Source organism: Streptococcus sp. HMSC078H03 (assembly GCF_001808655.1).
Taxonomy (GTDB): Bacteria; Bacillota; Bacilli; order Lactobacillales; family Streptococcaceae; genus Streptococcus; species Streptococcus salivarius_G.
Genome location: NZ_KV794114.1, coordinates 106913 through 129577, shown reverse-complemented (window position 1 = coordinate 129577; position 22665 = coordinate 106913). Strand labels below are relative to the sequence as shown.

The window sequence follows — 22665 nt, the reverse complement described above, 5'->3', positions numbered from 1 at the left end:
TTAAACACAAGAAACCTAAGACAAGACTTAAAGAAAGGTTAATCTTTCCTTAAAGTAAAAAAAGTCCCCAAGATATTGGGAACTTTCAATCTCTAGGATAGACTACTCTAAATTCTTCTAAAACAACTAGACTGTCCTGACTAAAATGTAATCCAACCTCTTCCAACCAATTGCTAAAGAGATTCTCATGAATCTCTTGCCAATAGGTTAGCCCACGGTCTCCTTCACCTTCCTTGTAGGCATGGTCTTTAGAAACCTCTTTAAATGGGATGACCTCAACTTTCGTCGTTTCAATAATACAAATAGCATTCTCCTTACTATCAAGAATGACGCTCAGTTCATTTTCCTTGGGCAATGGTTCATTCCCCACTGCATACAAGTCAAAAGCTGAACTGGTTGCTGTCTTTTGCCCCATCAATACGAGTTCTGCCAAATAATCTGCTTCCACGCCAAAGGCCCAGGCATCAATCTTATCTCCGATTGTCTGATTTAAAATCTTATAGGCTTGCTACATCTGGTCTGATTTCATCAATCTACTCCTGCTTTTACTCTCCTTCCATTATATCAAAAAACGCTAGATTATCAGACCTAACGTTTTCATCTTAATACTTAGAATGTTTGTAACCGTAAAAGGCATAGATCGCTGACCCAATTAGCACTGCCAAACCAAAGGTTAACCATGTCTGCCAACTGTACTGACTCATAAAGGAGAGGCAGACGATAATTGAAATAATGGGCAAGACAGGAACAAATGGAACCTTAAACTCATCCTTCTGTGGCAAACCCTTGTCCTTACGAAGAATAATGAGGGCAATAGCCAAGAGGACCAAGTAAGCCAAGGTCGCAATGTTAACCAAGGATGCCATATTGGCCAAAGAGAAGATACCTGCTGAGATAGCTGACAAAACGCCTGTCAAAAGCGTCGCATGATGTGGAACCTTATTAGTCTTTGAAACCTTTTGGAAGGTTTGAGGAAGGAAACCATCACGCGCCAGGCTATAAACCATACGGCTAAGGGCATAGGCCATTGAGATACATACCGTAATCAAGGTCATAATAGCAACCACTGATACGTAGTTGGCTGCCCAAGAAATACCGATATAGCGAAGGGCATAAGCCACAGCATCATCAACATTCAACTTGGTATAGTGAACCACTCCTGTCAAGACCAGCGAAACCACGGCATAAAGTGAAGCTACGATAATCAAGGCAAGAACGATACCTCGAGGAACGTTCTTTTGCGGCTCTTTAATCTCGTCTACTGTCATAGAGATAGACTCGAAACCAAGGAAACCAAAGAACATGAGGGAAGCACCCGCCATAATTCCTGTCTTTCCTCCATAAATATGCCCAAAGCCAAATGGTGCAAAATCTGCCCAGTTGCTAGGATTTAAATGGAAGAGACCCTCTAAGACAAAGACCGCTAAGGCTGAAAATTTGAGTACTACCAAGAGGGAGTTCAAACGTAAAGCCTGTTTAGAATTCATGAGAAGAAGAGCTGTCACCAAGACCAAGACCAAGACTGGCAAGAGGTCAATGTAAGTGCCTTGACTGGGATTGAAAGGTCCACTGATGGCTTGAGGCAACTTAAGACCAAAGCTAGCCAGTAGCCCCTTGAGGTAGGCACCCCAACCAGAGGCCACACTGGATACAGCATTCATAAAGACAATCATGGTCAACCAGCCACCCATCCAGGCAGGATACTCCCCCCAGACAGCATAGAGATAACCATAGACACCACCGGCTGATGGGTAACGTGAGGCAAACTCAGCAAAGAAAATAGCTGACATACCAACACACACGGCTGAAATCAAGACCGAAATAATCAGGGCAGGACCAGCTAGAGTCGATGCCGCGGTACCAGTAATCGTAAAGATTCCTGTCCCAACCATGGCACCGATTCCCAGAAGGACTACATCCCTAAGGGTCAGATGTCGTTTCATCTCAGTCTGAGCGAGACCGACATCCTTTTTACGAAAAATACTCATTTTTATACTCCATTTTGTGCGAAATACCGAACTATTATACCATATTTCTAGGCCTAAAAGGGCCCCTTTCTGTATTTTTATACTTTTATTGTTGAATGCTATGTCAAAAATGGGGACTCCCAGTGGTTGCTTTTTAATTTTACATACATCTCTATCAAAAGAAACTTGCTAAAGTGGTTCTTTAGCATTCATTTTTGTTTCTAAAATCCTTATCTCGAAAGAATTTTCAATTTTTAGAAAAAATATGAAAATATTATGAATGCGTTTGATTCTTCTAATGAAAGATGTTAGAATGGGGTCATTAAAAAGGAAAAGGGGAACTTTTATGGAAAATAAAGTTCATTTTAAACTTCATAAAGTGAAAAAACAATGGGTTACCATTGCCGTATCTGGTTTGGCACTTGGTGCCTCATTGATTGGGGTTGGTGTCTCTGCCGACGAACAAGCTGCGAATCAAGTCACCTCAGCAAGCACACCTGAGAGCGTCAGCCAAAATCCTGATTTTGTCGTCACAGAAACAACTGTAGCTACGACAAAAGCTGATCAAGTCGCAACCAATAATGCAGCTGATACAACTGCTACTGTTACAACGGAAAAGCAGCCAGTCCTTAAAGAAGATCAAGCAAGTAGCACTTACAATTTGGCTAGTGGCGAAACGAGAACTGCAACTTCAGAAACAGCTAGCACAGTCACTGAAGTAAACAGTCAAGCGCCAGAATCTGTTGAAACTACTGTCGTTTCTGACGGTCAATTCAAGAGTGATGCTGAAGGCAACTGGTACTACCTTAAAGACGGGAAAAATCTGACAGGTGCCCAAAACGTTGACCATTTCGACCTTTATTTCCACGAGGATGGAAAGCAAGCCAAAGGTGAGATTATCACTGAAAATGGACAATCTTTCTACTATGACAAAGCCAATGGACGTAAGGTAACCAATACCTCTATCAACATCGATGGTCAAGCCTACAATGCTGATGCCCAAGGTCGTTTGACAGCAGTTTTCCCTGAAACGAACAAACGCAACCAGTTTATCGAAGATAATAACCACAACTGGTATTACCTCGGCAAAGATGGCAAACCCGTCACTGGTGCTCAGACCATTGATACATTTAACCTCTACTTCCACGAAGACGGTCGACAAGCTAAAAACGAAATCGTTACTATTAATGGTGATAGCTACTATTTCGATAAAGACAATGGACGTCGTGTGACAGGTCGCCAATATCTTGATTATGCAAACCATAAATACTTTGGTTACTACTACTTCGATAAAGATGGCAAGATGGTAAAAGATGACTTTGTTACCGAGAATGGTAATCTTTACTACTTTGATGCTACTGGTAATCAACCTGATTCTGTCTTTGTCTCAGATAAATCGGGTAACTGGTACTACTTCGACAATTACAAGGCAACTAAAGGCTTCTCAGCCCCATTTGGTTTCCAAACCGAATTCCTAGACCGTAGCCAATCCGACTATAAGACAAGCGTTCAAAACCTAAACGGACAACAGTATTACTTTGATCCTAAGACTGGTATTATGGTAACCAATCGTTATGTTTCTGATGATAAAGGGAATTGGTATTACTTTGGTAAAGATGGTAAAGCGCTTCACGGTTTTCAAACGGTGGACGGCAACCTTCACTACTTCAATAATAGTGGACAACAAGTCAAAGGGGACTTCCTTTACTACGATAACGATATCTACTATCTAGATAAAGATAATGGAAATCCAGTAACTAACCAATTCGTTAATAGAGATAACTCTTGGTACTACTTCGGATCTGATGGTAAAGCCGTGTCTGGTTTCCAAACCATTAACGGTCAGAACCTTTATTTCCACGAATATGGTGTCCAAGCCAAGGGACAACTGGTTACCATTGACGGCAAAACCTACTACTTCGATCCAAATACAGGTGACAAGTGGGTTAATCGCTCACTTACCTTAAACGGTACGGTCTATAACTTTGATAGCAATGGTGTGGCGACTCTTAAAACTGCTCAAACCTCAAATCGAAACCAATTTGTTCAAGGTAGCGATCAAGAATGGTACTACTATGATGCTAATGGTAAAAAGGTCACTGGTTTCCAAACCATTAACAAGGACCTCTACTACTTTAACGATAAGGGCCAACAAGTCCGAGGTGCTTTCTTTACCCTAGGTGATAACCAGTATTTCGCTAACAGCGAAACTGGTGCTGTTCTTCGCAACGCCTTTTATCATGATACATCCACTGACCATTACGGTGTCTTCTCTGAAACTATCTACTACGCAGGAAGTGATGGTGCCTTCAAGACAGGTTGGTTTGAAGTTGATGGCAACCGTTACTATGGTAGCGACTATTCTGATAATGATGCCTTTAAAGGAAGTCTCTACACAGGAGTCGTCAACTCTCAGCTCTTTAGCCCAGATGGAAAACTCTTGACAAACGGTCTCTATCCTGAATTCAAGCGTACTGGTGAAAATGATTATGAACTTAAAGGCGTCTATATCACAGATGCTGATGGTAAAATCAAAGAAGGTCCTTATCAATATGATGGTAAGATTATTGGATCTAAATATAGTAACGTCCGCCAATCACAATGGTCAACTTTTGATGAATGGGATATTCTTCATGGACACCTCTACCATTTCGACTCAACACCTATGACCTTCACAGCACCAAATGGTCAAAAAGTGACCACAAACGTTGCCATTGCAACAACTAACAAGGCCCTTACCTATCGTGGTGTAACCTTTAATTTTGATGCCAAGGGTATTGACGAGACAAAAGAAAAAGCCATCCACTTTGACCAATTGCAGACAGATCCTAGCGGCACAAGTTATCTCTATGAAAATGGCCAAAAGGTCACTGGCTTGAAGACCTTTGATGGCGTTAGTTACTATTTCTATGACGATGGCCACCAAGCTAAAGGTACTGAGGTCGCAATCAACAATAATATTTACCAATTTGACCAACTGACTGGTATCATGACACGCAACGCCTTTTCAAAATCATACAACTACGAAGGTTCTCCACGTTTTCCATACTACCCAACACGCTACTATGGCAATGACGGAGCTGCTCTGACAGGTTGGCAAACCATCAACGGCAAGAACTACTACTTCCGAGCTAGCGGAAACCTTGAAACAGGACGTTTTGTCATCGGGGACAGAGCCTATAACGCTGATGACAATGGCGTAGTTACTGACCGCAAGGGTGAACCTGCCTACCGCAATCGTATCGTCTACGATAAGGGCGACAACTATTATTACAATGATAAAGGTGAGAAAGTGACCGGCTTCCAAGAAGTTGACGGCAAGGTCCTCTACTTCGACGCTGAAGGCAAACAAGTCCTAGGACGCTTTGTCACAGTTGATAATTACACCTACTATTTCGACCCTAAAACAGGTGAAAGATACACTAACCGCTCTGTCCTCATCGACGGTAAACTCTATACCTTCGATAAAGATGGACATGTGGTGTCTTAAGATGAGATGAAACCTGAAACCGAGACGAAAGTCTTGGTTTTTTTGGTGGGGAAATGCTAAAAGCTCTACTGTAAGAGTACATTTCTTATGTCTCTATTTTTGCTATAATAGTCTCAAACAAATAAAAGGAGATTTTCTATGACATCCTTATACGATTTTACAGTTTCAGATCAAGCTGACCAACCCGTGTCTCTCAAAGACTATAAGGGCAAGGTCGTCTTAATCGTCAATACAGCAACAGGATGTGGTTTGACGCCACAATATCAGGGCTTGCAGGAACTTTATGACAAATACAAAGACCAAGGATTCGAGATTCTTGATTTTCCTTGTAATCAGTTTATGGGTCAGGCACCAGGTAGTGCTGAGGAAATCAATACTTTCTGCACCCTCAATTACCAGACAACCTTCCCTCGATTTGCCAAAATCAAGGTCAATGGTAAGGAAGCTGAGCCACTTTTTGATTGGCTAAAAAAAGAAAAATCTGGGCCACTTGGGGCAAGAATTGAGTGGAATTTTGCTAAGTTTTTGATTAACCGTGAAGGTAAAGTCGTCGAACGCTTTTCTTCCAAAACTGATCCACTGAAATTGGAAGAAGCTATCAATACTCTTCTTAATAACTAAAAACAAAAAACGAGAGTAAAACTAGAACGACAAACACTGACTGTCGCTAGTTCTGCTCTCGTTTTCTGCGTTAAGAAAAATAGTATATAAAGAAATTTTGCTTTATTTTAGAACAAAGCTGTCAATGCTGTAATTAAACCAAAGATAATACCTGGTGCATTGGCCGCAGCAAGGGGAAGGTCACGTTCTTTTTTAAAGAGACCATAGTAAACCCAAAGGCTACAGTTGACTGCAGCTACCAATGGTTGGATAAAGTTTCCTTTATGTCCAGACAAATTGTCCATGATTTGTGGTACGTATGATACATACATCATAACTGACATGAAGGTTGCCACCCAACCAAGGGTTTTCATTTGTTTATCTGACATTCGAGACTCCTCTTTCATAAAATTCTATTTGCCTTGTACACCTAGAAATATTTCAAGACATGTTTTAATGCACAAAATTAAAACAGTGTCTATCTTACGCTTTAACAATAGAGAATGCAAGAATTTCGGGACAATGTTAAGAAGATGTAAACTATCACAAGATTGTGATAGTGCATTTAGTCTCTTATGTAGCGTTTTCATCAGAGAAAAAGACCTCTTTAAGAGGTCTAAAGTCAATGAATCTACTATTTTTTCTCATCAAAAAGCACTGATATTAAGGATTACTGTCATAAATCATTCAGCTAAGAGCACTTCTTTGATGGTTTGTTTTTGGAGTTTTCTGTTGGATAGATAAAAGAGGCTTTCATAAACTACAGCAAAACCGAGCAAGGTCCAGAAGCACACATTCCCATCAAAGTTATGCTCAATCTTTTCAGGAACCGTGTCTTTGATCACACCGATCAAGATTTCCATGATGCCATATTGATAAGCTGTCCCAAGAACAAATCCTAGATAAGCCCAAAAACGATAGGGAGCGAGAATACGATTTTGACATTCACGATTGGTGTAGCCAAAAGCCTTCATCAAGGCTAAGGTTTCGCGACTTTCTGAGACGACAATCCCCAATGACAAAAAGAGAATCGAGAAAGAAAGAATTAGGCCAATCATAATCATCATGGTTTGGATGATGTCATCTGTGTAATCTCTTAAGCCAAAGGACAATTGAACCATGGCCGCAAAACACATAGAGCCAAAGACTACAAAAAACAAGATAGATTTTCTCCCCCAAATCAGTGACGAGGATAGCTCTTTTAGGAAGGATTTGTCTTTCTTGGGAGCCCTCTTTCTCCTTTGGACCTTGATTGGTGTTGGAGACTTTTTCAATAAGCGAAGTGCCGGTGTTTGTAGTTGTCTTCTGGCATAACCAATCGCGAGAAGCATAAAGAAGGTCGTTGGCAGGATCACCAAAGCAAGCAAGAGCTGCCAGTGAAAATGAATGGTGATTTCTGGCAAAATCCCCTTCTCATTACGGAAGTCATAAAAATGTCCCATCATGAGAAATGAAGCAAAATAGCCAAGAAGCGCTCCAGCTCCAAAACTGAGTCCAAAGGCCCAAAATCGTTTAGCCAACTGGCCATTGCTATAGCCCAAAGCCTTTAAAATTCCTAATTGTTCCTTGTGGTCGTCGACAAATTGTTTGATATAAAAACACATGAGAAGGACCGACGTCAAGGACAAGACGACTCCACTGACCATGGCCACCATCCAGGAAAGCGAAACCTGGGCATCATAGTAGGTCTGAATGATGGGATTGGTTTTCGAAATCTCCAACTGCTCGATGTCCAAGTAAAAATTCAAGAAGAGATTGGCTACAAAGACCGCACAAGCCCCAATGATACTAACGACAACTAATTTTCGAATATCTTTTACTGAAAACATGGCTTACCATCCAATCTCATAGGCAGTCTGAGGCTGATCATTGGTCACAACTTCGGTAATCTTGCCACTATTGACACGAATGATGGTTCTAGCCATATCCGCAATATTTTGGTTGTGCGTCACCATGATCAAGGTAAAGCCTAGCTTTTCCTTCAATTTCCAGATATAGTCCAGAATCTTGCGCCCTGTTTCTTCATCGAGGGCTCCCGTTGGCTCATCTAAAAAGAGAATCTCTGGCTTTTTAGCCAAGGCCCGAGCAATGGAGACTCTCTGCTGTTCCCCACCAGACAATTCACTCGGATACTTGTCCAGCTTATCGCCAAGTCCCAAATCCTCGATAATCTGCAAAAAATCATGATTGTTTGCCAGGTCAGCTCCCATCTTTACATTTTGTCTAACCGTTAGATTAGGCAATAGATAATACTGCTGGAAAATGAAGGCAATCTTTTTACGTCTAAAAGCTGTCAATTGAGCATCCGTGAGTTGTGATAAATCTTGTCCTTGAATGAGGATATGCCCCTCGTCAACCTTTTCTAAGCCTGATAACACATTTAAGAGAGTTGACTTTCCTGATCCAGAAGGGCCGAGGATAACCACATCATCCTGGTCTTGAATCTGCAAATCAATCCCCTTTAAAACCTTGGTTTGGCCGTAGCTTTTGTGCACATTTTCTAGTTGAATCATTTCTTTCCTACCATTTCTTTGATGAGAGATTGACAAACCTCTGTCAGTAATCCAATCACTTCTTCCATGCTGAACTGATAAATACCAGAAGCAACCATAGAGGCCATCCCGTGTGAGTAGATAAATAGATGCTGGTACAAGCGACCAGCCTCCTCTACAGTCAAAGGGTAGTCTGCGACAATCGAATCCAGAACTAATTGGTAGCTATGATCCTTCATGGGAAGAAAATCTTGAAAGCGACGAATCGGATCTTTGCTAGGATTTTGGAAAAGCAATTGAAAGAGTTGGGGCTCTTTTGAGGCGAAAAGGATATAAGCAACCCCGACAGATCGAAAAGGCTTCTCATCTTCTAAAGCCTTGCGAATATAATCCACCACGACCATCTCCGCAGCACCAATAACCTCTGCTTGTAACTCAGACATATTAGCAAATTGCCCAAAAATCACTCTCGGTGTAGCTCCCAGTTTCTCCGCTAATGCCCTAGCCGTTAAACTAGCCATGCCCTGTTCGCGTACCAATTGTAAAGCTGTCCCAATGATAGCCTCTTTACTAAATTTAACCTTGGGTGGCATAAGACTCCTTTCACGCAACATACGTTGCGCAACACTTGTTGCATAAAAGATATCATAAAAAGGAAAGGCTTGTCAAGAAAAAACTGAAGACCACAAAACAAAAAAACAGACTACCGATAAGAGTGGAATCTGGTTTGATAACAAGATTCTAAGGCAAATCATTTCCTGCAGCTAGGTAGATTTGGTACCATTCCTTACGCGTTAGGGTAACTTCTGCTGCTTTTCCTGCTTCAAGGACATGTTGGGGCTTGGTCGTTCCGATGACGGCCTGCATCTTACCTGGATAGCGGAGAACCCAAGCAAGGGCAATAGCTGTCGGAGTGACTTGGTATTTTTTTGCCAAGTCATTGAGGACGTGATTGAGGGCCGCAAACTCTTCTTTACCGACAAAATTTCCCTTGAAATAGCCATGCTGGAGGACAGACCAGGCCTGAATCACCGTATCAGTTAAACGACAATACTCAAAGACACTGCCATCTCGCACGGCTGCTTTTGGGCCTTCCATATTGACATGAAAACCAGCTTCAAAGCTCGGTGTAAAGGCGGCACTCAACTGCAGCTGGTTGACCTTGAGAGGTTGTTTGACAGCCGTTTTGAGCAATTCCATCATCATAGGATTTTGATTGGACACCCCAAAATGACGGACCTTGCCAGCTTGCTCCAAGTGATTAAAGGCTTCTGCCACTTCTTCAGGCTCCATGAGGGCATCCGGTCGGTGAAGGAGAAGACTATCTAAACGCTCAATCTGCAGACGCTCGAGGATGCCATCAACGGAATCCAAAATATAATCTTTGGAAAAATCAAAATAGGTAAAACCATCTTTGCGAATCCCACACTTGGACTGGATCCACATCTGGTCCCGAAGATCCGGACGACGTTTGAGGACCTTACCAAGGAGCTGCTCACACTGGCCATTGCCATAAATATCCGCCAAATCAAAGGTGTTGATTCCAATCGACAGGGCTCCCTCCACCAAGCCCTCCACCTCATCTTCACTCAATTCGCTAATACGCATCATCCCAAGGACAATCGTTGACAATCGCTCATTTTCAGCAAAATCAATATACTTCATCTCTGCCTCCTTTTCTGTATCTCTATTGTAGTGAAAAGGGTTTCAAAAATCAATTGAGAAATAAAAGGCCCTCAGCATCAACTGAGGGCTTGGATGATTTACGATAGCTAGGTCACCTTTGATAGTCTCTCAGAATCCCTAAGATTCAAGACTGATAACACTCCCATTGATTGTATATAAAGAAATGGAAGATAAGATTTTCAATAAAAAGAGCTCTTTATCACTTCCAAAAGCTTTTACAGATTTCTAACATGGATGATACATTTATTCTTTATAATAACGTTTGGTAATCTTGTATTGTGAAATAAGGATATAAATATAGATGATGGATACAACACTCAAAGCCAAGAGGATATCCGTCTGGAAGGCAATCCCAATGATTAAAATTCCAATTAGCATGATAGGTAAGATATAATTACTTAACTTAACCACCACTTCGAAATTTTCCTCGTAGCTTATCTGTTTTTCTGCCTCATCCATCATACTCATCATAAATTCACGCACTTCCTTGGTATTGACATTGCGGGGAATTGGTTTTCCATAAAGCAGATGGAAGGTCTTGCGAAAGAAGATATCTGATAAGAAAAATAGGACAATCAAGACAAGAAAAAGATAGAGCATGGTAAAAGTTCCAAAGATAAAAGCTAAGTGCCCTGTGGAAGGTCTATCCATATACACCCATTGACTATAAAAGATGATGACTAAAAAGTATGGCAAGATCATGACTCCTTTAAAAATGGTCGCTAACCCAAACAGTTTTTTATTCTGGATGTCATAGTGATAGGCTTCCTCTTCGTCTTCTATCTGGAGCATTTTTTGATGGACTTTTCTCGCGCTTATTAGTAAGGCTATCGTGACCATAAACACGATAAGAAACAAAAGTATTGAGCCCAAAAGGAGTACTTCTATACTAAAGAAGGATTGGATTTCAAGGGGTTTTTCGGATCCGAACATGCCTGTCAAAAAACCAATGACTCCTCCAATCAAGCCGGAAACTGTGATGATTCCGACATTTCTCCAAAAACGATTACGTGGAGATCTTTTTTGTGGTTGCTTTTTCATAATCATTCCTCTTCCTCTACAAGACTAAAAACATTTTCCACAGGCTCTTTAAAAACCTGGGCGATGGTGATGGCAATAATAACCGAAGGGGTATATTCCCCCCGTTCCAAGAGACTGATGGACTGACGCGAGACCCCTGCTAGCTTGGCTAGCTCAGATTGGTTGAGCCCATCACGCGCCCTCAACTCTTTCAGACGATTTTTTAAGATCATGGCATCCGCCTCCTTATAGTTGAACACCCTGAATATCTTCGATACGGACTAATTTAGTTTCTCTTTGTTGTTTATTAATTTCACGACTCAATTTGACCCAATCTTCATCGATATCCATAATTTCATACTCGGTTCTAAATCCATTTACCGTAACCGTTTGTCCTTTTAATTCTTCTAAAAGTCTAGACATTTCTTGACTTCCTTTCAATTGTTTTTCCAATCGTCTGATGCGTCTGTTCAATCTTTTTATCTTCTTCTCTGAGCCCGTATAAATCAGAAACAGAAGTGGAATAAAAGATAGCCAAATATATTTCATCGTAATTTCTCTCCTTCCTTCGTCTAAAACTATTGTAACGCTTCTTTTTATTTTTGACAAGCATCTTTGTCAAAAATAAAAAGAACATTGTCAAAATTATTGAAAATAAAATATAAGTAGCTCACCTTTTCAAACCTTTTAATGTATCTCTCCTTCGATAAACGACTTGGAAAAATTGATGTGAAAGATACCGCTAAGAAAGTACCCAAAACCAAATAATTTTAGATACTCAGAGGTTTGGAGAACTGTCTTAACCTGAGCCTAAAAATAAAAAATCGAGGGCTCAAACTTTACTCATGAAACTTCGGAGAAGATCGCTGACATTTGCTATCACCTAAGGAAAGTTTCAAAATTCAAGCTATACATTTTCTTAGGCATTACTAGTTTTGAAATAGAAAAAACTAGCAAGATTCTTCAATCCTGCTAGTCATTTGTCTTATCAATATGATTTTGTTCAGTCAGTACAAAACCGACTGACTAAGTTAAGGTGATTATTTGTCGCCAAAAACTTTGAAACGGCCTTCTGTTTGGATGTCCTTATCTCCTGCTGGTGCGACGATTTGTCCAAATGGTGCTTGGGCACGGAGCTTCCAGTTAGCTGGGATATCATATTTTTCAGCCAATTGGGCATCAACAAGTGGGTTATAGTGTTGCACGTTCATGCCGATATTCTTCTCAGCCAAAGCCAACCATGTTGCATAAAGAGCGATTCCGTGACCTTGTTCTGACCAAATTGGGAAGTTATCTGCATAAAGTGGGAATTGCTCTTGAAGGCCTTTCACCACATCTTGATCTTCATAGAAGAGGATTGTTCCCTTAGCTTGGGCAAAACCTTTCAAACGTTCTTTTGTTCCCTCGAAGGCTTCTGCAGGTGTCACTTTTTCAAGTTCAGAGTAAGCAATCTCATTCCAGAAGGCATCTGATTCTTCATCCAGCAAGATTACCACACGTGATGTTTGTGAGTTAAAAGCAGTTGGTGTGTTAAAAACCGCTTCTTGGATAGTATCAATTAATTCTTGATTTGAAAGTTCCACATCTTTTCCCAATGCATAGATAGAACGGCGTTTTGTTTGTAAATCTGTAAAGTTTGTCATCGTTATTTCCTCTTTATTTGTGATATATGTTAATTGTTAAAATTATTAAGTTTATTTGTAATAGCTTTGATTACAACAACATTATAGCCGTTTAAAATGTAATGTCAATAGTTACGACTCAAAAAAATCACTAATTATTGATATTTTTTCTTACCCGTGTCAAAATACCATCATTATCTTCAAACGTTAAGGCATTAGAAGATAACCATTTGATCTCAGCTCCACGATTTTTAGCACGCTCTGCAAGACCAAGCATATCTTCTTCACGTTTGGCCAAGTCTTTTCCACCCCATTCATTGACCGCCAAATGATGATGGTAATCACCTGAAGCAATCCAACTGGCACTTGGAATAGTGAATTTATCTGCTAGCTCCAAAACTTCCTGATAGAAAGCTGAAGCTAGCTGACTATCCTTGACCGATAAGTGAATATGCCCCATGCGAGTATCCTTAGCTATCACAAAAGGTTCAACCTTGCGCCCCATCTCGTAAATTTCTTGAGCTGAGAGTTCTTCTGTTACCCCAACGATGCGACCATCCTCACGAATATCCCATTCAGCGACAGGCTTGTCTCGATAGAGCTCAATACCATTGCCCTCAAGGTCTTCCAAATAAAGAGCTTCACTATAACCGTGGTCAGCTGCACCAACAAAAGGATAGTCCAGCTCAGCAATATGTTTGAAAACATCAGCTAGACCCTCACGAGAAGGTAACAAAATCGCCATATGGTAAAGGCCATAACTGGACTTGACCGCCTCCTCACGATTGGTTTCAATCAAGTGGACCAAGGGCTTGTTTCCAGCTCCCAAGATAACCTCTTTTTCCGTTTGGGAGAGGATTTCAAGACCTATAATCTGTGTATAAAAGGCCGTCTGACGAGCCAGGTCCTTCACATTAAGTACTGCCTCAGCTAAATAAATCTTGCTATTATAATCGTATGTCATATGATTTTCTCCTGTGTTGTAATCTTTTATATGACAATATTATACTTAGTTTGATTGTAATGTCAATCATTACAACTCAGTAATAAAAAAGAAACCGAATAACTTTCGATTTCCTCTATCTTACTGACTAAACAATCAAGCTCCAGCTTCTTTCCAGTTGGCCTTTGCATCTTTTAAAATACCAGCCAGTGTTTTCTTTTCAAGCTCTTTTTCCATTGCCATTTGAACGTCTTCTAGGCTTTGATCCAAGATTCCATGAATATTTCGTCCTACTGGACAGGCTGGGTTAGGATTGTCATGGAAACTAAAGAGTTGACCACTTGGGCCGATGCTATCCACAGCACGATAAACCTGAAGAAGGTTAATTTCTTCTGGGTCCTTGAGCAAGCTAGCTCCACCTGTTCCCCTTTGAACTGAAATTAAGTCTGCTTTCTTTAGTTGCGACAAGGTTTTGCGGATAATAACAGGGTTAACTCCCACACTACCAGCCATAAAGTCACTGGTTAACTTAGTTTCATTTCCCTTATTTTGTGCTATAAGAGTCAAAATATGAACGGCAATGGTAAAGCGACTTGGAATTTGCATATTTGGGACCTCTCATTCTTCTTTGCTATTTTACTTGATTATAACAAAAAGAAAGTTGTAAAACAAGGAGTTACAACAACTTGAGAAGTCAATCTTAGCGCTAAAAAAATAGAGCCATTATAGACTCTATCTGATTGTATTGGATGATAAACAACTAGAACTGATAAGCTATATTATTCTCACTTACTGAGGCTCTAGTTGGGTCTTTTGTTTCTTACGGACACCCTGCCCCTCAATATGCTGTTTGACCAAATCCACAACTTCATCATTGGTTGGCAAGTCCGAGTGCTGAGCATCTTCACCTGTAACCGTAATTTCAGTATAGCTCTTTGCTTGGTTCTGATAGATATATTTCCCAGCGGACACACTAGCATCAGGCACCAACTCGTCCGAATCATAGGTGATAGTTCCTGCTACCGAATAGACATGTAGGGTGGACGGAATATTCTTCTTACCAGCTATGAAATCCGCAAGCATGACTGATTTATTTTTGATATTGGTTTCAGTGAAATTATAGGGCGTCCCGATAGTCATGAGTGAGTTAATCCTAACATCATAGTCACTCAGATAATTTTCAATAAAGGCTGTATAAATCAGTCCACCATTGGAATGGGCCAGACCTTTAAAATTATTGAAATTGTATTTATTCTGCAAGGCTTCAAAGGCCTGATTCATCATCTTAGCTTGTTTCTTGATATTACTATATCCATCTTTGTTATTTTCAAAACCGATAACAATGACTGGCTCGTTGTCCTTAGCCTTGATTTTGCCCTCAAAGGTGATACGACCATTGTTCCAAACCTTGACCTTGAGGAGGCTATGCTTGACTCCAGGACGGTCTTGATTGAGCTTACGTACCAAGCCATCAAAACGATTTTCTGTAGCGGAGCTCCCTGGAATCATGATAATAGGAGACAATTTTGAATTGTAGAAAGTCTCGATTTCCTTGACATTTTTCCTGGTCCAACTATAGGACGGCACAGCCAAACCAATGAGAAAGACCGCAACAAGGATAAAGGCCAATTTCGTTTTTTTACTGAACTTCATTGCTTTCTCCTTCCTCTTTCAAACCGTGTTGCACCTTATTAGACAGATGAACAAAGGGAATAAAGATTGCAACATCAACCGCAAAACAGAGCAGACTAACAGTAAGTGCCCGCAGGCTACCACCAGTTCCAATAAAGGCGTAAAGAAGGCTCGGCGTACCATCTGGTACAGGGTAAACCGCCGCAGGCATGAGGCGAATAGCCAGAGCCACCGCTGCTATTCCCATATTGACCATAGGTGCTAGAAGAAAAGGAATCAGATAAACCAGATTTAGTAAGACTGGTATCCCTACCATCAAGGGGGCCCCATTATTAAAGAGGCTAGGGAAAACACTAAGAAGACTAACTTTCTTGTCCTTAAAGCTTGTTGATTTTAAAAGTAGAGCCACCAAGAGAGCCAGACCTGATCCAATACCAGCCACCAAGCCGTAACTATGATAAAGATTTGTTAGCGTATAAAGGTGGGGAAGCCCAGTCGTCGTATGGTGGGAGACGGCATAGGTCAGATTCTCCAAAGCAAAACTATCCTCAGTAATAGCATTGTGAGCAAAAGCCTGACTATTTCCAACCCAAGCAGAGAAAGTGTTCAAAAGTCCCATCATAAAGGTTGAGAATAGATGGTTATGGGTTACGGTGATTCTCGATACATACTGACCTATGGTCTGAAAAACATTACGCTGTTCTCCAACAAACAAAAGAATATTAAGACCAACAGCCAAGATTAGGGATAAAAAGATGGGACGAACTGTCTTAGGTTGATAAATATAGTCCTTATCCACAATCTGATCATCACTAGCTCTTGAAAAGCGAAAAATCTGGCCAACCAGATAACCCACGAAGATAGCCAGCATAATATTAATCGAAGCTGGTAAATTGATACGTGTCAAATCGCCATCGTTTATGGGAGACATTAACAACTCTTGCGATCCTATTGTCAAACTGACCAAAAGGGAGGTCACACCAGCTGTACCAGTACTTCTGCCGTAGTGACCAGCCGTGTATTTTCCTGCAAAATAGGTTGACAAGGGACCTGCTAAACCACCAAGAAAACTGGAAAGATTGTTGAGCACCTGACCAGTTATCTTAAAAGCTGGCAGCCAATCAGAAACTGAAAACAACTGGTTAATATAACCAAGCTCTGAAAAGACGGATAACGAAACCACCCGAATAATTCCTGAAAATAGGAAAAAGGGAAAGAGCGAAACCAAGGTTTTCTGCGTAATTTGGACGAAGCCTCGCTCACGAAACCAGAGAAACCTCTGGACCAAATAGTTTGTCATAAAAGACTCCTAGTAAAAGGCAAAATAAACTTTACATTCAACGTTTTTCTTCATTATAACACAAAGAGAGAGGCCTTACCTTAATCGTGGGTTAAAGCACACACTATCAGAATTTAGTCACCACCATTTTCATGATTTCTTGAAAAATTTAAGAAATATTTGAGAATTTCTTGATGTTTATTTAATGACTTTATACTACAATAAAGATGAAAAGAAAGCGGTATCAAATAAGCGAAAGGAGGCTTATCATGAAAAAGGTACTTGAGGTCAGACATCTGACTAAACGTTACGGCCAACACCTAGCACTCGACAATGTAAACCTGACCTTAGAAAAGGGTGAGGTCTATGGCCTTATCGGAAGAAACGGGGCAGGTAAGACAACACTGATTAAAGTCATCACTAAACTCATCCGCCCTAGCCAAGGCAGTGTTTCCCTCTTCCACTCCGCTTCCAAATCAGAGTGGACTCACGCACTGAAACGTGTTGGTTCTGTGATTGAAACACCAGTTGCCCTGAATCATCTCAATGCACGTCAAAACCTACGTTACTACTGCAAGATTCATCACGTTCCAAATCCTGACAAGGTCATTGATGAAATCCTTGATACAGTTGGACTTGGACACACTGGCAAGAAAAAATTTCGTAGTTTCTCACTGGGTATGAAGCAACGTCTAGGTATCGCTATTGCACTGATTGCAAAACCAGACCTACTTATTTTAGATGAACCGATTAATGGTCTCGACCCAGTTGCTATCAAAGAATTCCGCCAAATGATTAAAAAATTGAGCGAAGAGCAAGGTATGACAGTTCTCATCTCTAGCCATATCTTGTCTGAACTCTATCAAGTTTCAACCCGCTTTGGCATTATTGATCACGGTCACATCATCCGTGAAATCACTAAGGACGAATTCGAACATCTCAGCGAAGACTATATCGTTCTTAAAACTAACCAATTAGCCCTGGCTAGTCGCATTCTCCAAGACCAACTCCATCAACACTTCAAAGTGGTTAACAGCGACAATGAAATTCATATTTTTGACAAATCCCATGTTATAAAGGCAATTGTCAAAGAGATGGTTAAACAAGAAGTTGACATCGATGAAATTTACTACAAACGTCAAGACTTAGAAAACTACTTCACACAACTAGTAGATTCAGAAAGGAGGTAGAGCCATGTTACACACTATTCACGCCGATTTCTATCGACTCTTCCGTTCTAAAGGATTTTGGATTTCTGAAATTATCCTAGCCCTAAACATTATTTCTGGTGTCCTATTGGGAGGCACAGGGCATGTAGGCGTAGAAACTGGGGCAAAACAAGCCGTTAAAAGCGCCTCTTCGTGGACTGGTGTCGGATCACTGATTAATTACTCTAGTAGTATCTCCATGACAGTCCTCTTCACTTTAATTGTGGTCTCTATCATTTTGGGTGTTGATTTAGCACAAAAATTGTACAAGAATAATCTCACCTCTGGCATTTCACGGAGCGGGTTCTTCTTCGCCAAGGCAACCGTCATTGTAGCTATCACTTTAGGACAACTCCTCCTGTCTTACGGCCTTGCCTTTGTTCTAGGTACTCTTTGCCACGGTCTTGGAACTGTACCTGATCACTTTGTTAGAAACTTTGCCTTAACTTTCCTTCTCCAATTCTTGTGTAATCTAGCTTGGGTAAGTCTGACCACAGTTGCCCTCTACCTCACACATTCTATCGTGACAACCTTTGTGACTTACACCCTTGGTTTAGTAGCTTTAACCGTACCAGCAGCAATCTTCCCTAAAGTAGAAATTTTGAAATACTTGTCAATCAACTTTAATTACGGCATGACTGCAGATAAAACTATCATTCAAAATACTGCAATCGTGGCAGTAGGATTTATCCTAGCATTCACAACACTCAGCTTGATTACTTTTGAAAAACAAGATTTGTGAAAACAAAAATAACATCGTGCGAAAGCGATGTTATTTTATTTTTTTACTATTCGTTAATTGTTACAATTGCTTTATTCGAGTTTCCAAATCCAGCATTAATTTTTAGCTTCAAATTAGTATCAGAGATTGTATCTGGATTCAAATCAAAAACAACATTTCCGGTCACTTCATTCTCTGGATTAACACTGGTAAAGAAAAGATTTGCATCATCATTTGCATAGATTCCTGCTGTTGAATCTGGTTCATACTCTGTTTTATCTTTTACTAGTTTAAAATCCGAATCAGATACAGTAATGGCCTTAGTACCATTATTTTTTACTGTCACGTTTAGAATAAGATATGAACCTTTTGCATTCATACCAAATTCACCACCTACATTTTGAACAACTTCTTTAGAGTGAATCGTGTATTCTACATCTGCAATCTTGAAAGTTTCTGACATTTTATAAGTTGGAATGTCTTTACTTTTCTTATTTTTAAATCCAAAAATGACATTGCTATATTGATAACCATTATCAGTTTTTGCAGAAGCACTCGTCTGGTTCATTAGAGAAAGAACAATGGCACCTACTAATAATCCAGAAAGAAGAATAAATTCTAAAAATTTTACTTTTTTCATAAATAATTACCTCCGTACATTAATTATATCAGATAAATTAAATATTTTACCTAAAAATTAAATTATCTTTATATTGTAATTCTCTAATTTTTTATTTTTTTCTCAAAGTTACAAAAAAAGATTATAAAAACATCAACTTCATGTTTTTATAATCTCACTGTTAAATAAAACCATTCATTCTCATAGTCCAGATGCAGCTCACCCTCTAAGACTTGGACTAAGTGTTCGGTGATATAAAGCCCAAGTCCAGAGGAATCCTCGGTGTCTGACAGGTTTTCAGAGTAAAAGCGGGTCGTTAGTTGGTCCAGATGCTGTATCGGCTGTTGAACCATATTACTAACTGACAAATAAATGCCATCATCCACTTTCTCTAGTGTCAGTTGAGCTTGAGTCTTACCGTGTTTTAGAACGTTACTGATAATATTCTGAAATAGGCGGTCAAAAATATCAGCATCCATTTCACATCGGATGTCAGGGGCTACTTGAATATCTAGTGTAATCCCTGTCTCCTGAAACATGTCATAGTAAGGCAGGATAGACTTAACCACAAGTTGAGAAAAGTTCACATCTTGAAATTGTGGTTGGATGGCACCCTCTGTTAATCGTCGATATTCCAACAAGGCTTCCAAACGCTTTGAAACAGTCAGTAGATTTTTAGAAATCTTCTCCATAGCCATATCATCTTCACTGCTACTTCGAAGACTTTGCTGAGCGTAGCCGCTCGCTACTGTCAATGGCGTTCGTATATCATGGGCAATATTACTGATAGCCATGTCCATGGTTTTCTTTTCTTGGAGAGCGACAAGATTAGTCTTTTCAATTTGGGTAAAGAGAGACTCAACCTGATTCGTTAGGGTAACTAAAGATTTTGGTTGGTTTTTCAGAGTAATCCGTCTATGGCTTTCTTCAACTAGCTTTTCTTCAATCTGCTTTGAGAGAGATTTTACAGCCAAATAGTAACGGACTAGATAGGTAGTCACTCCCAGAAGAAGTCCTATCAATACAATAAGTAGTCCTTCCATCAGTCATCTCCTTTAAGTCGCACACCTAAGCCCCAAATCGTTTCGATATACTCCGTACTCGCATCCACTTGGGCTAGTTTCTTTCGTAGATTACTCAACTGTGCATTCAATGTATTATCACCTGATAGATAAGGGGCTTCCCAAACCGTCTCATAGAGGTCTTCTTTAGTAAAAATTTTCTTTGGATTTTGTAGGAGTGTATGGAAGATTTGAAACTCTTTCTTACCCAAACGAATGACTTTTCTCTTGCAAGAGACTTCAAAACTGTCTGGGTTTATCGTGATGTTTTTGACTTGATAGATGTTATCAGTCCTACTACTCCCATGATTGTGTTCACGTAGTTGAACGGAGACACGCGCATATACTTCTTCAAGATCAAAGGGCTTAACGATATAATCATTTGCGCCATCAAGTAAGTACTGGCTAATCAAGTGCTTATCACCCAAGGCAGTCAACATAATGACAGGTACAGAGCTTCTTTGCCTAATAAACTTAAGCACCTCTTCGCCACCCTTACCTGGTAACATGATATCTAGGAGAACCAAATCAATCTCTTGATTTTGAAACAAAAGCTCTCCTTCAGTCCCAGAGTAGGCTTGAATAATATCATGTTCTTCAGAAAACAAGTTGAAAAGAATACTCTGGATATCCTCATTGTCTTCAATTTGTAAAATACGTGCCATGTCTTAATCCTCCAATAATGCTACCAATTGTATATGCTCACTTTTTGTTTTATCTTAACAAAAAGCCAAATTAATGACAAGGTACATGACGACTTCTTGATAGCAAAAAAGACAATACAAAAAAACCGTAAGCCTCTACTTTCGAGACTTACGGTCAATTATTTATTAAGCAAAGGTGGTAACATCAGATGCGTCCAAACGAACAGACTCAAAGCCTTCTTCATTGGCTTTCCCAAGGGCAATAATCAAAATAGGCACGTGTCTTTCTTCATCAAGACCAAACGCTTTTGCGAGACCTTCTTTTTTATAGCCACCGATAGCATTAGTATCGTATCCATAAGAGCGAGCAACGAGCATTAACTGCATAGCGGCAAGGCTAGCATCGATGTGAACAATTTCATTCATGACGTCTCTAGGAGCATTTTCATACATTGGCACAATGCTTGACAGTTGTTTTTCTTTGACTTCTTCAGGCATTTTTCCTTGAGCAACAGCCTTACCGTAGATATCTTCAGCTCTTTCTTGGCTATTCAAATCGGCAAAAATAAGGACCATGGCTGACGATGTTTCATTTTGCAAACCATTGTAGCTGACGAAAGGTGTCAATTTTTCCTTGCCCTCTTCGCTATCAACGACGACAAAACGCCAAGGTTGCATGTTGACTGATGATGGTGCTGTGACAGTTTTATCTAGGATTTCCAACAGTTCTTCTCGCGGAATCTTAACAGATGAATCAAAGTTACGAATGGAACGACGGTTATAAACGATATCTGAAAAATCATTGCTTACTACAGGCATCTTATGTCTCCTTTTTTTGATTAAATGAAAATAATATAATCAAAATTATAACACAAGACAATTGTTATCAAAAATATTTGCTACAGACGACTAAAGATTAGTCTCCTTGAGTCCTAAGCGTTTCACTTCAGAGGAATAGTAAACCATGATGGTAATGAGACTGAGTGTGATTATCCAGATTGACCAAATGTGTATAAAGTGCATCAGAATAGCTGAGAAAACAGCACCACCTAGAAAACTCCCTACAATAAAACCATAATTAAGAGCCTGACGACGGTATTCTCTCTGATCACCACTACCCTCAATGACATAGTATATTGCCGTTAACATCCTTCGATAATTTCCTGAGGTCATAAAAATCACGAAAGGATGATTCTCAATCTGACTGCCAGTAAAAGTCTTCATCATGATACCTGCAGAAAAAGCGATAATTGGGAGCTCAATCAAGGGATTTGAAGGTAGGAAAGGCAGGATGGCTGTCATTACGCAAAGTGGAAGCAGACCATAAACTCGCCAATAAGCATTCTTACGTTGGTCTTTAAACCACATGCCAAAAAGAAAGCCTAAAGAAAAGAAAAAGATTGAAAAGCAACGCAACCAGTTATAGTACATACTACTGTTTCGCCAGTCAGCGACCAACAAAAGGATATTCCCAGTCTGTGTAGCAACTAAACTATGGTAGTACATATGACAAAAGACATCCAAAGCCCCTCCTGAGAAACTCAACAAATTAGCCATCAGACGCGTATTTTGAGGAAGAAGGTTTCTCGATTCCATAGCATAACTTCCCTTCTAAAAGTGATTGATAGGATAGCCTTATTATAGCAAATTCGGGCATATACAGTATAAAAAAACAACCCTT

The 22665-nt window shown here is 40.1% G+C and carries 24 protein-coding genes; 4 read left to right on the top strand and 20 right to left on the bottom strand.

Annotation, left to right across the window (positions count from 1 at the left end; translation table 11 throughout):
* Nucleotides 1-85 precede the first annotated feature (85 nt).
* Together HMPREF2607_RS08060 and HMPREF2607_RS08055 are read right to left on the bottom strand one after the other, a co-directional pair.
* Nucleotides 86-496 (bottom strand): ASCH domain-containing protein, encoded by a 411-nt coding sequence (locus HMPREF2607_RS08060; protein ID WP_227862319.1) that lies wholly within the window; start codon nucleotides 494-496, stop codon nucleotides 86-88.
* 106 nt (nucleotides 497-602) lie between these two features.
* Nucleotides 603-1988 (bottom strand): amino acid permease, encoded by a 1386-nt coding sequence (locus HMPREF2607_RS08055; protein ID WP_014634706.1) that lies wholly within the window; start codon nucleotides 1986-1988, stop codon nucleotides 603-605.
* 325 nt (nucleotides 1989-2313) lie between these two features.
* Here HMPREF2607_RS08055 and HMPREF2607_RS08050 point away from each other — a divergent pair, with 325 nt between their 5' ends.
* Nucleotides 2314-5457, top strand: a complete 3144-nt coding sequence (locus HMPREF2607_RS08050) for a KxYKxGKxW signal peptide domain-containing protein (RefSeq protein WP_070476633.1) — start codon at nucleotides 2314-2316, stop codon at nucleotides 5455-5457.
* A 138-nt stretch (nucleotides 5458-5595) separates the two neighbouring features.
* Nucleotides 5596-6078 (top strand): glutathione peroxidase, encoded by a 483-nt coding sequence (locus HMPREF2607_RS08045; protein WP_014634708.1) that lies wholly within the window; start codon nucleotides 5596-5598, stop codon nucleotides 6076-6078.
* 107 nt (nucleotides 6079-6185) lie between these two features.
* Here HMPREF2607_RS08045 and HMPREF2607_RS08040 read toward each other — a convergent pair whose 3' ends face one another.
* The 13 genes from HMPREF2607_RS08040 to HMPREF2607_RS07980 form a co-directional block, all read right to left on the bottom strand.
* Nucleotides 6186-6446 carry a SemiSWEET family transporter gene (locus HMPREF2607_RS08040; protein WP_002885327.1) on the bottom strand — a complete coding sequence of 87 codons (261 nt, stop codon included), beginning with the start codon at nucleotides 6444-6446 and terminating at the stop codon, nucleotides 6186-6188.
* A gap of 294 nt (nucleotides 6447-6740) precedes the next feature.
* Nucleotides 6741-7886 carry an FtsX-like permease family protein gene (locus tag HMPREF2607_RS08035; RefSeq protein ID WP_070476629.1) on the bottom strand — a complete coding sequence of 382 codons (1146 nt, stop codon included), beginning with the start codon at nucleotides 7884-7886 and terminating at the stop codon, nucleotides 6741-6743.
* Nucleotides 7887-7889: 3 nt separating this feature from the next.
* A complete protein-coding gene (locus HMPREF2607_RS08030) occupies nucleotides 7890-8570 on the bottom strand; it encodes an ABC transporter ATP-binding protein (protein WP_013990369.1) in 681 nt (226 codons plus the stop codon).
* A complete protein-coding gene (locus HMPREF2607_RS08025) occupies nucleotides 8567-9142 on the bottom strand; it encodes a TetR/AcrR family transcriptional regulator (protein ID WP_014634710.1) in 576 nt (191 codons plus the stop codon). Before HMPREF2607_RS08025 ends, HMPREF2607_RS08030 begins: the two co-directional genes overlap by 4 nt.
* 148 nt (nucleotides 9143-9290) lie before the next feature.
* A complete protein-coding gene (locus tag HMPREF2607_RS08020; RefSeq protein ID WP_014634711.1) occupies nucleotides 9291-10214 on the bottom strand; it encodes an aldo/keto reductase in 924 nt (307 codons plus the stop codon).
* A gap of 264 nt (nucleotides 10215-10478) precedes the next feature.
* On the bottom strand, nucleotides 10479-11282 hold the full coding sequence (locus HMPREF2607_RS08015; RefSeq protein WP_014634712.1) for a DUF3169 family protein: 804 nt from the start codon (nucleotides 11280-11282) through the stop codon (nucleotides 10479-10481).
* On the bottom strand, nucleotides 11279-11488 hold the full coding sequence (locus tag HMPREF2607_RS08010; protein WP_021143931.1) for a helix-turn-helix transcriptional regulator: 210 nt from the start codon (nucleotides 11486-11488) through the stop codon (nucleotides 11279-11281). The genes HMPREF2607_RS08015 and HMPREF2607_RS08010 overlap by 4 nt, the downstream gene beginning before the upstream one ends.
* Before the next feature lie 13 nt (nucleotides 11489-11501).
* Nucleotides 11502-11804 (bottom strand): hypothetical protein, encoded by a 303-nt coding sequence (locus HMPREF2607_RS08005; RefSeq protein WP_037601049.1) that lies wholly within the window; start codon nucleotides 11802-11804, stop codon nucleotides 11502-11504.
* Nucleotides 11805-12295: 491 nt separating this feature from the next.
* Nucleotides 12296-12898, bottom strand: coding sequence for a nitroreductase family protein (locus HMPREF2607_RS08000; RefSeq protein WP_070476627.1), 603 nt, complete (start codon nucleotides 12896-12898; stop codon nucleotides 12296-12298).
* Between the two features lie 130 nt (nucleotides 12899-13028).
* Nucleotides 13029-13841 carry a VOC family protein gene (locus HMPREF2607_RS07995; RefSeq protein ID WP_070476626.1) on the bottom strand — a complete coding sequence of 271 codons (813 nt, stop codon included), beginning with the start codon at nucleotides 13839-13841 and terminating at the stop codon, nucleotides 13029-13031.
* Between the two features lie 135 nt (nucleotides 13842-13976).
* On the bottom strand, nucleotides 13977-14426 hold the full coding sequence (locus tag HMPREF2607_RS07990; RefSeq protein ID WP_014632939.1) for an Rrf2 family transcriptional regulator: 450 nt from the start codon (nucleotides 14424-14426) through the stop codon (nucleotides 13977-13979).
* A gap of 183 nt (nucleotides 14427-14609) precedes the next feature.
* Nucleotides 14610-15473: an alpha/beta hydrolase gene (locus HMPREF2607_RS07985; RefSeq protein ID WP_059749205.1), complete on the bottom strand. Its 864-nt coding sequence runs from the start codon at nucleotides 15471-15473 to the stop codon at nucleotides 14610-14612.
* Nucleotides 15460-16752 carry a PTS transporter subunit EIIC gene (locus HMPREF2607_RS07980; protein WP_042762396.1) on the bottom strand — a complete coding sequence of 431 codons (1293 nt, stop codon included), beginning with the start codon at nucleotides 16750-16752 and terminating at the stop codon, nucleotides 15460-15462. The genes HMPREF2607_RS07985 and HMPREF2607_RS07980 overlap by 14 nt, the downstream gene beginning before the upstream one ends.
* 248 nt (nucleotides 16753-17000) lie before the next feature.
* Here HMPREF2607_RS07980 and HMPREF2607_RS07975 point away from each other — a divergent pair, with 248 nt between their 5' ends.
* Nucleotides 17001-17921, top strand: coding sequence for an ABC transporter ATP-binding protein (locus HMPREF2607_RS07975; RefSeq protein ID WP_059749207.1), 921 nt, complete (start codon nucleotides 17001-17003; stop codon nucleotides 17919-17921).
* Nucleotides 17922-17925: 4 nt separating this feature from the next.
* The gene (locus tag HMPREF2607_RS07970) at nucleotides 17926-18681 is read left to right on the top strand and encodes an ABC transporter permease (protein WP_060971973.1); all 756 of its coding nucleotides are present in this window, start codon (nucleotides 17926-17928) and stop codon (nucleotides 18679-18681) included.
* 46 nt (nucleotides 18682-18727) lie between these two features.
* On the opposite strand, the gene HMPREF2607_RS07965 is transcribed toward HMPREF2607_RS07970, so the two are convergent.
* From HMPREF2607_RS07965 to HMPREF2607_RS07945, 5 genes are all read right to left on the bottom strand, one after another.
* A complete protein-coding gene (locus HMPREF2607_RS07965) occupies nucleotides 18728-19300 on the bottom strand; it encodes a DUF4352 domain-containing protein (protein WP_021143921.1) in 573 nt (190 codons plus the stop codon).
* Nucleotides 19301-19446: 146 nt separating this feature from the next.
* Nucleotides 19447-20322 (bottom strand): sensor histidine kinase, encoded by an 876-nt coding sequence (locus tag HMPREF2607_RS07960; protein ID WP_070476624.1) that lies wholly within the window; start codon nucleotides 20320-20322, stop codon nucleotides 19447-19449.
* The gene (locus HMPREF2607_RS07955) at nucleotides 20322-21005 is read right to left on the bottom strand and encodes a response regulator transcription factor (protein ID WP_070476622.1); all 684 of its coding nucleotides are present in this window, start codon (nucleotides 21003-21005) and stop codon (nucleotides 20322-20324) included. Before HMPREF2607_RS07955 ends, HMPREF2607_RS07960 begins: the two co-directional genes overlap by 1 nt.
* Before the next feature lie 165 nt (nucleotides 21006-21170).
* The gene (locus HMPREF2607_RS07950; RefSeq protein ID WP_070476620.1) at nucleotides 21171-21803 is read right to left on the bottom strand and encodes a nitroreductase family protein; all 633 of its coding nucleotides are present in this window, start codon (nucleotides 21801-21803) and stop codon (nucleotides 21171-21173) included.
* A gap of 90 nt (nucleotides 21804-21893) precedes the next feature.
* The gene (locus tag HMPREF2607_RS07945) at nucleotides 21894-22580 is read right to left on the bottom strand and encodes a DUF1275 family protein (protein WP_070476618.1); all 687 of its coding nucleotides are present in this window, start codon (nucleotides 22578-22580) and stop codon (nucleotides 21894-21896) included.
* Nucleotides 22581-22665 lie beyond the last annotated feature (85 nt).

Excerpts from the sequence above, each read along its gene's own strand:
- HMPREF2607_RS08055 (WP_014634706.1), bottom strand. The coding sequence starts at position 1,988 with ATGAGTATTTTTCGTAAAAAGGATGTCGGTCTCGCTCAGACTGAGATG.
- HMPREF2607_RS08050 (WP_070476633.1), top strand. The coding sequence starts at position 2,314 with ATGGAAAATAAAGTTCATTTTAAACTTCATAAAGTGAAAAAACAATGG.
- HMPREF2607_RS08045 (WP_014634708.1), top strand. The coding sequence starts at position 5,596 with ATGACATCCTTATACGATTTTACAGTTTCAGATCAAGCTGACCAACCC.
- HMPREF2607_RS08040 (WP_002885327.1), bottom strand. The coding sequence starts at position 6,446 with ATGTCAGATAAACAAATGAAAACCCTTGGTTGGGTGGCAACCTTCATG.
- HMPREF2607_RS08035 (WP_070476629.1), bottom strand. The coding sequence starts at position 7,886 with ATGTTTTCAGTAAAAGATATTCGAAAATTAGTTGTCGTTAGTATCATT.
- HMPREF2607_RS08030 (WP_013990369.1), bottom strand. The coding sequence starts at position 8,570 with ATGATTCAACTAGAAAATGTGCACAAAAGCTACGGCCAAACCAAGGTT.
- HMPREF2607_RS08025 (WP_014634710.1), bottom strand. The coding sequence starts at position 9,142 with ATGCCACCCAAGGTTAAATTTAGTAAAGAGGCTATCATTGGGACAGCT.
- HMPREF2607_RS08020 (WP_014634711.1), bottom strand. The coding sequence starts at position 10,214 with ATGAAGTATATTGATTTTGCTGAAAATGAGCGATTGTCAACGATTGTC.
- HMPREF2607_RS08015 (WP_014634712.1), bottom strand. The coding sequence starts at position 11,282 with ATGATTATGAAAAAGCAACCACAAAAAAGATCTCCACGTAATCGTTTT.
- HMPREF2607_RS08010 (WP_021143931.1), bottom strand. The coding sequence starts at position 11,488 with ATGATCTTAAAAAATCGTCTGAAAGAGTTGAGGGCGCGTGATGGGCTC.
- HMPREF2607_RS08005 (WP_037601049.1), bottom strand. The coding sequence starts at position 11,804 with ATGAAATATATTTGGCTATCTTTTATTCCACTTCTGTTTCTGATTTAT.
- HMPREF2607_RS08000 (WP_070476627.1), bottom strand. The coding sequence starts at position 12,898 with ATGACAAACTTTACAGATTTACAAACAAAACGCCGTTCTATCTATGCA.
- HMPREF2607_RS07995 (WP_070476626.1), bottom strand. The coding sequence starts at position 13,841 with ATGACATACGATTATAATAGCAAGATTTATTTAGCTGAGGCAGTACTT.
- HMPREF2607_RS07990 (WP_014632939.1), bottom strand. The coding sequence starts at position 14,426 with ATGCAAATTCCAAGTCGCTTTACCATTGCCGTTCATATTTTGACTCTT.
- HMPREF2607_RS07985 (WP_059749205.1), bottom strand. The coding sequence starts at position 15,473 with ATGAAGTTCAGTAAAAAAACGAAATTGGCCTTTATCCTTGTTGCGGTC.
- HMPREF2607_RS07980 (WP_042762396.1), bottom strand. The coding sequence starts at position 16,752 with ATGACAAACTATTTGGTCCAGAGGTTTCTCTGGTTTCGTGAGCGAGGC.
- HMPREF2607_RS07975 (WP_059749207.1), top strand. The coding sequence starts at position 17,001 with ATGAAAAAGGTACTTGAGGTCAGACATCTGACTAAACGTTACGGCCAA.
- HMPREF2607_RS07970 (WP_060971973.1), top strand. The coding sequence starts at position 17,926 with ATGTTACACACTATTCACGCCGATTTCTATCGACTCTTCCGTTCTAAA.
- HMPREF2607_RS07965 (WP_021143921.1), bottom strand. The coding sequence starts at position 19,300 with ATGAAAAAAGTAAAATTTTTAGAATTTATTCTTCTTTCTGGATTATTA.
- HMPREF2607_RS07960 (WP_070476624.1), bottom strand. The coding sequence starts at position 20,322 with ATGGAAGGACTACTTATTGTATTGATAGGACTTCTTCTGGGAGTGACT.
- HMPREF2607_RS07955 (WP_070476622.1), bottom strand. The coding sequence starts at position 21,005 with ATGGCACGTATTTTACAAATTGAAGACAATGAGGATATCCAGAGTATT.
- HMPREF2607_RS07950 (WP_070476620.1), bottom strand. The coding sequence starts at position 21,803 with ATGCCTGTAGTAAGCAATGATTTTTCAGATATCGTTTATAACCGTCGT.
- HMPREF2607_RS07945 (WP_070476618.1), bottom strand. The coding sequence starts at position 22,580 with ATGGAATCGAGAAACCTTCTTCCTCAAAATACGCGTCTGATGGCTAAT.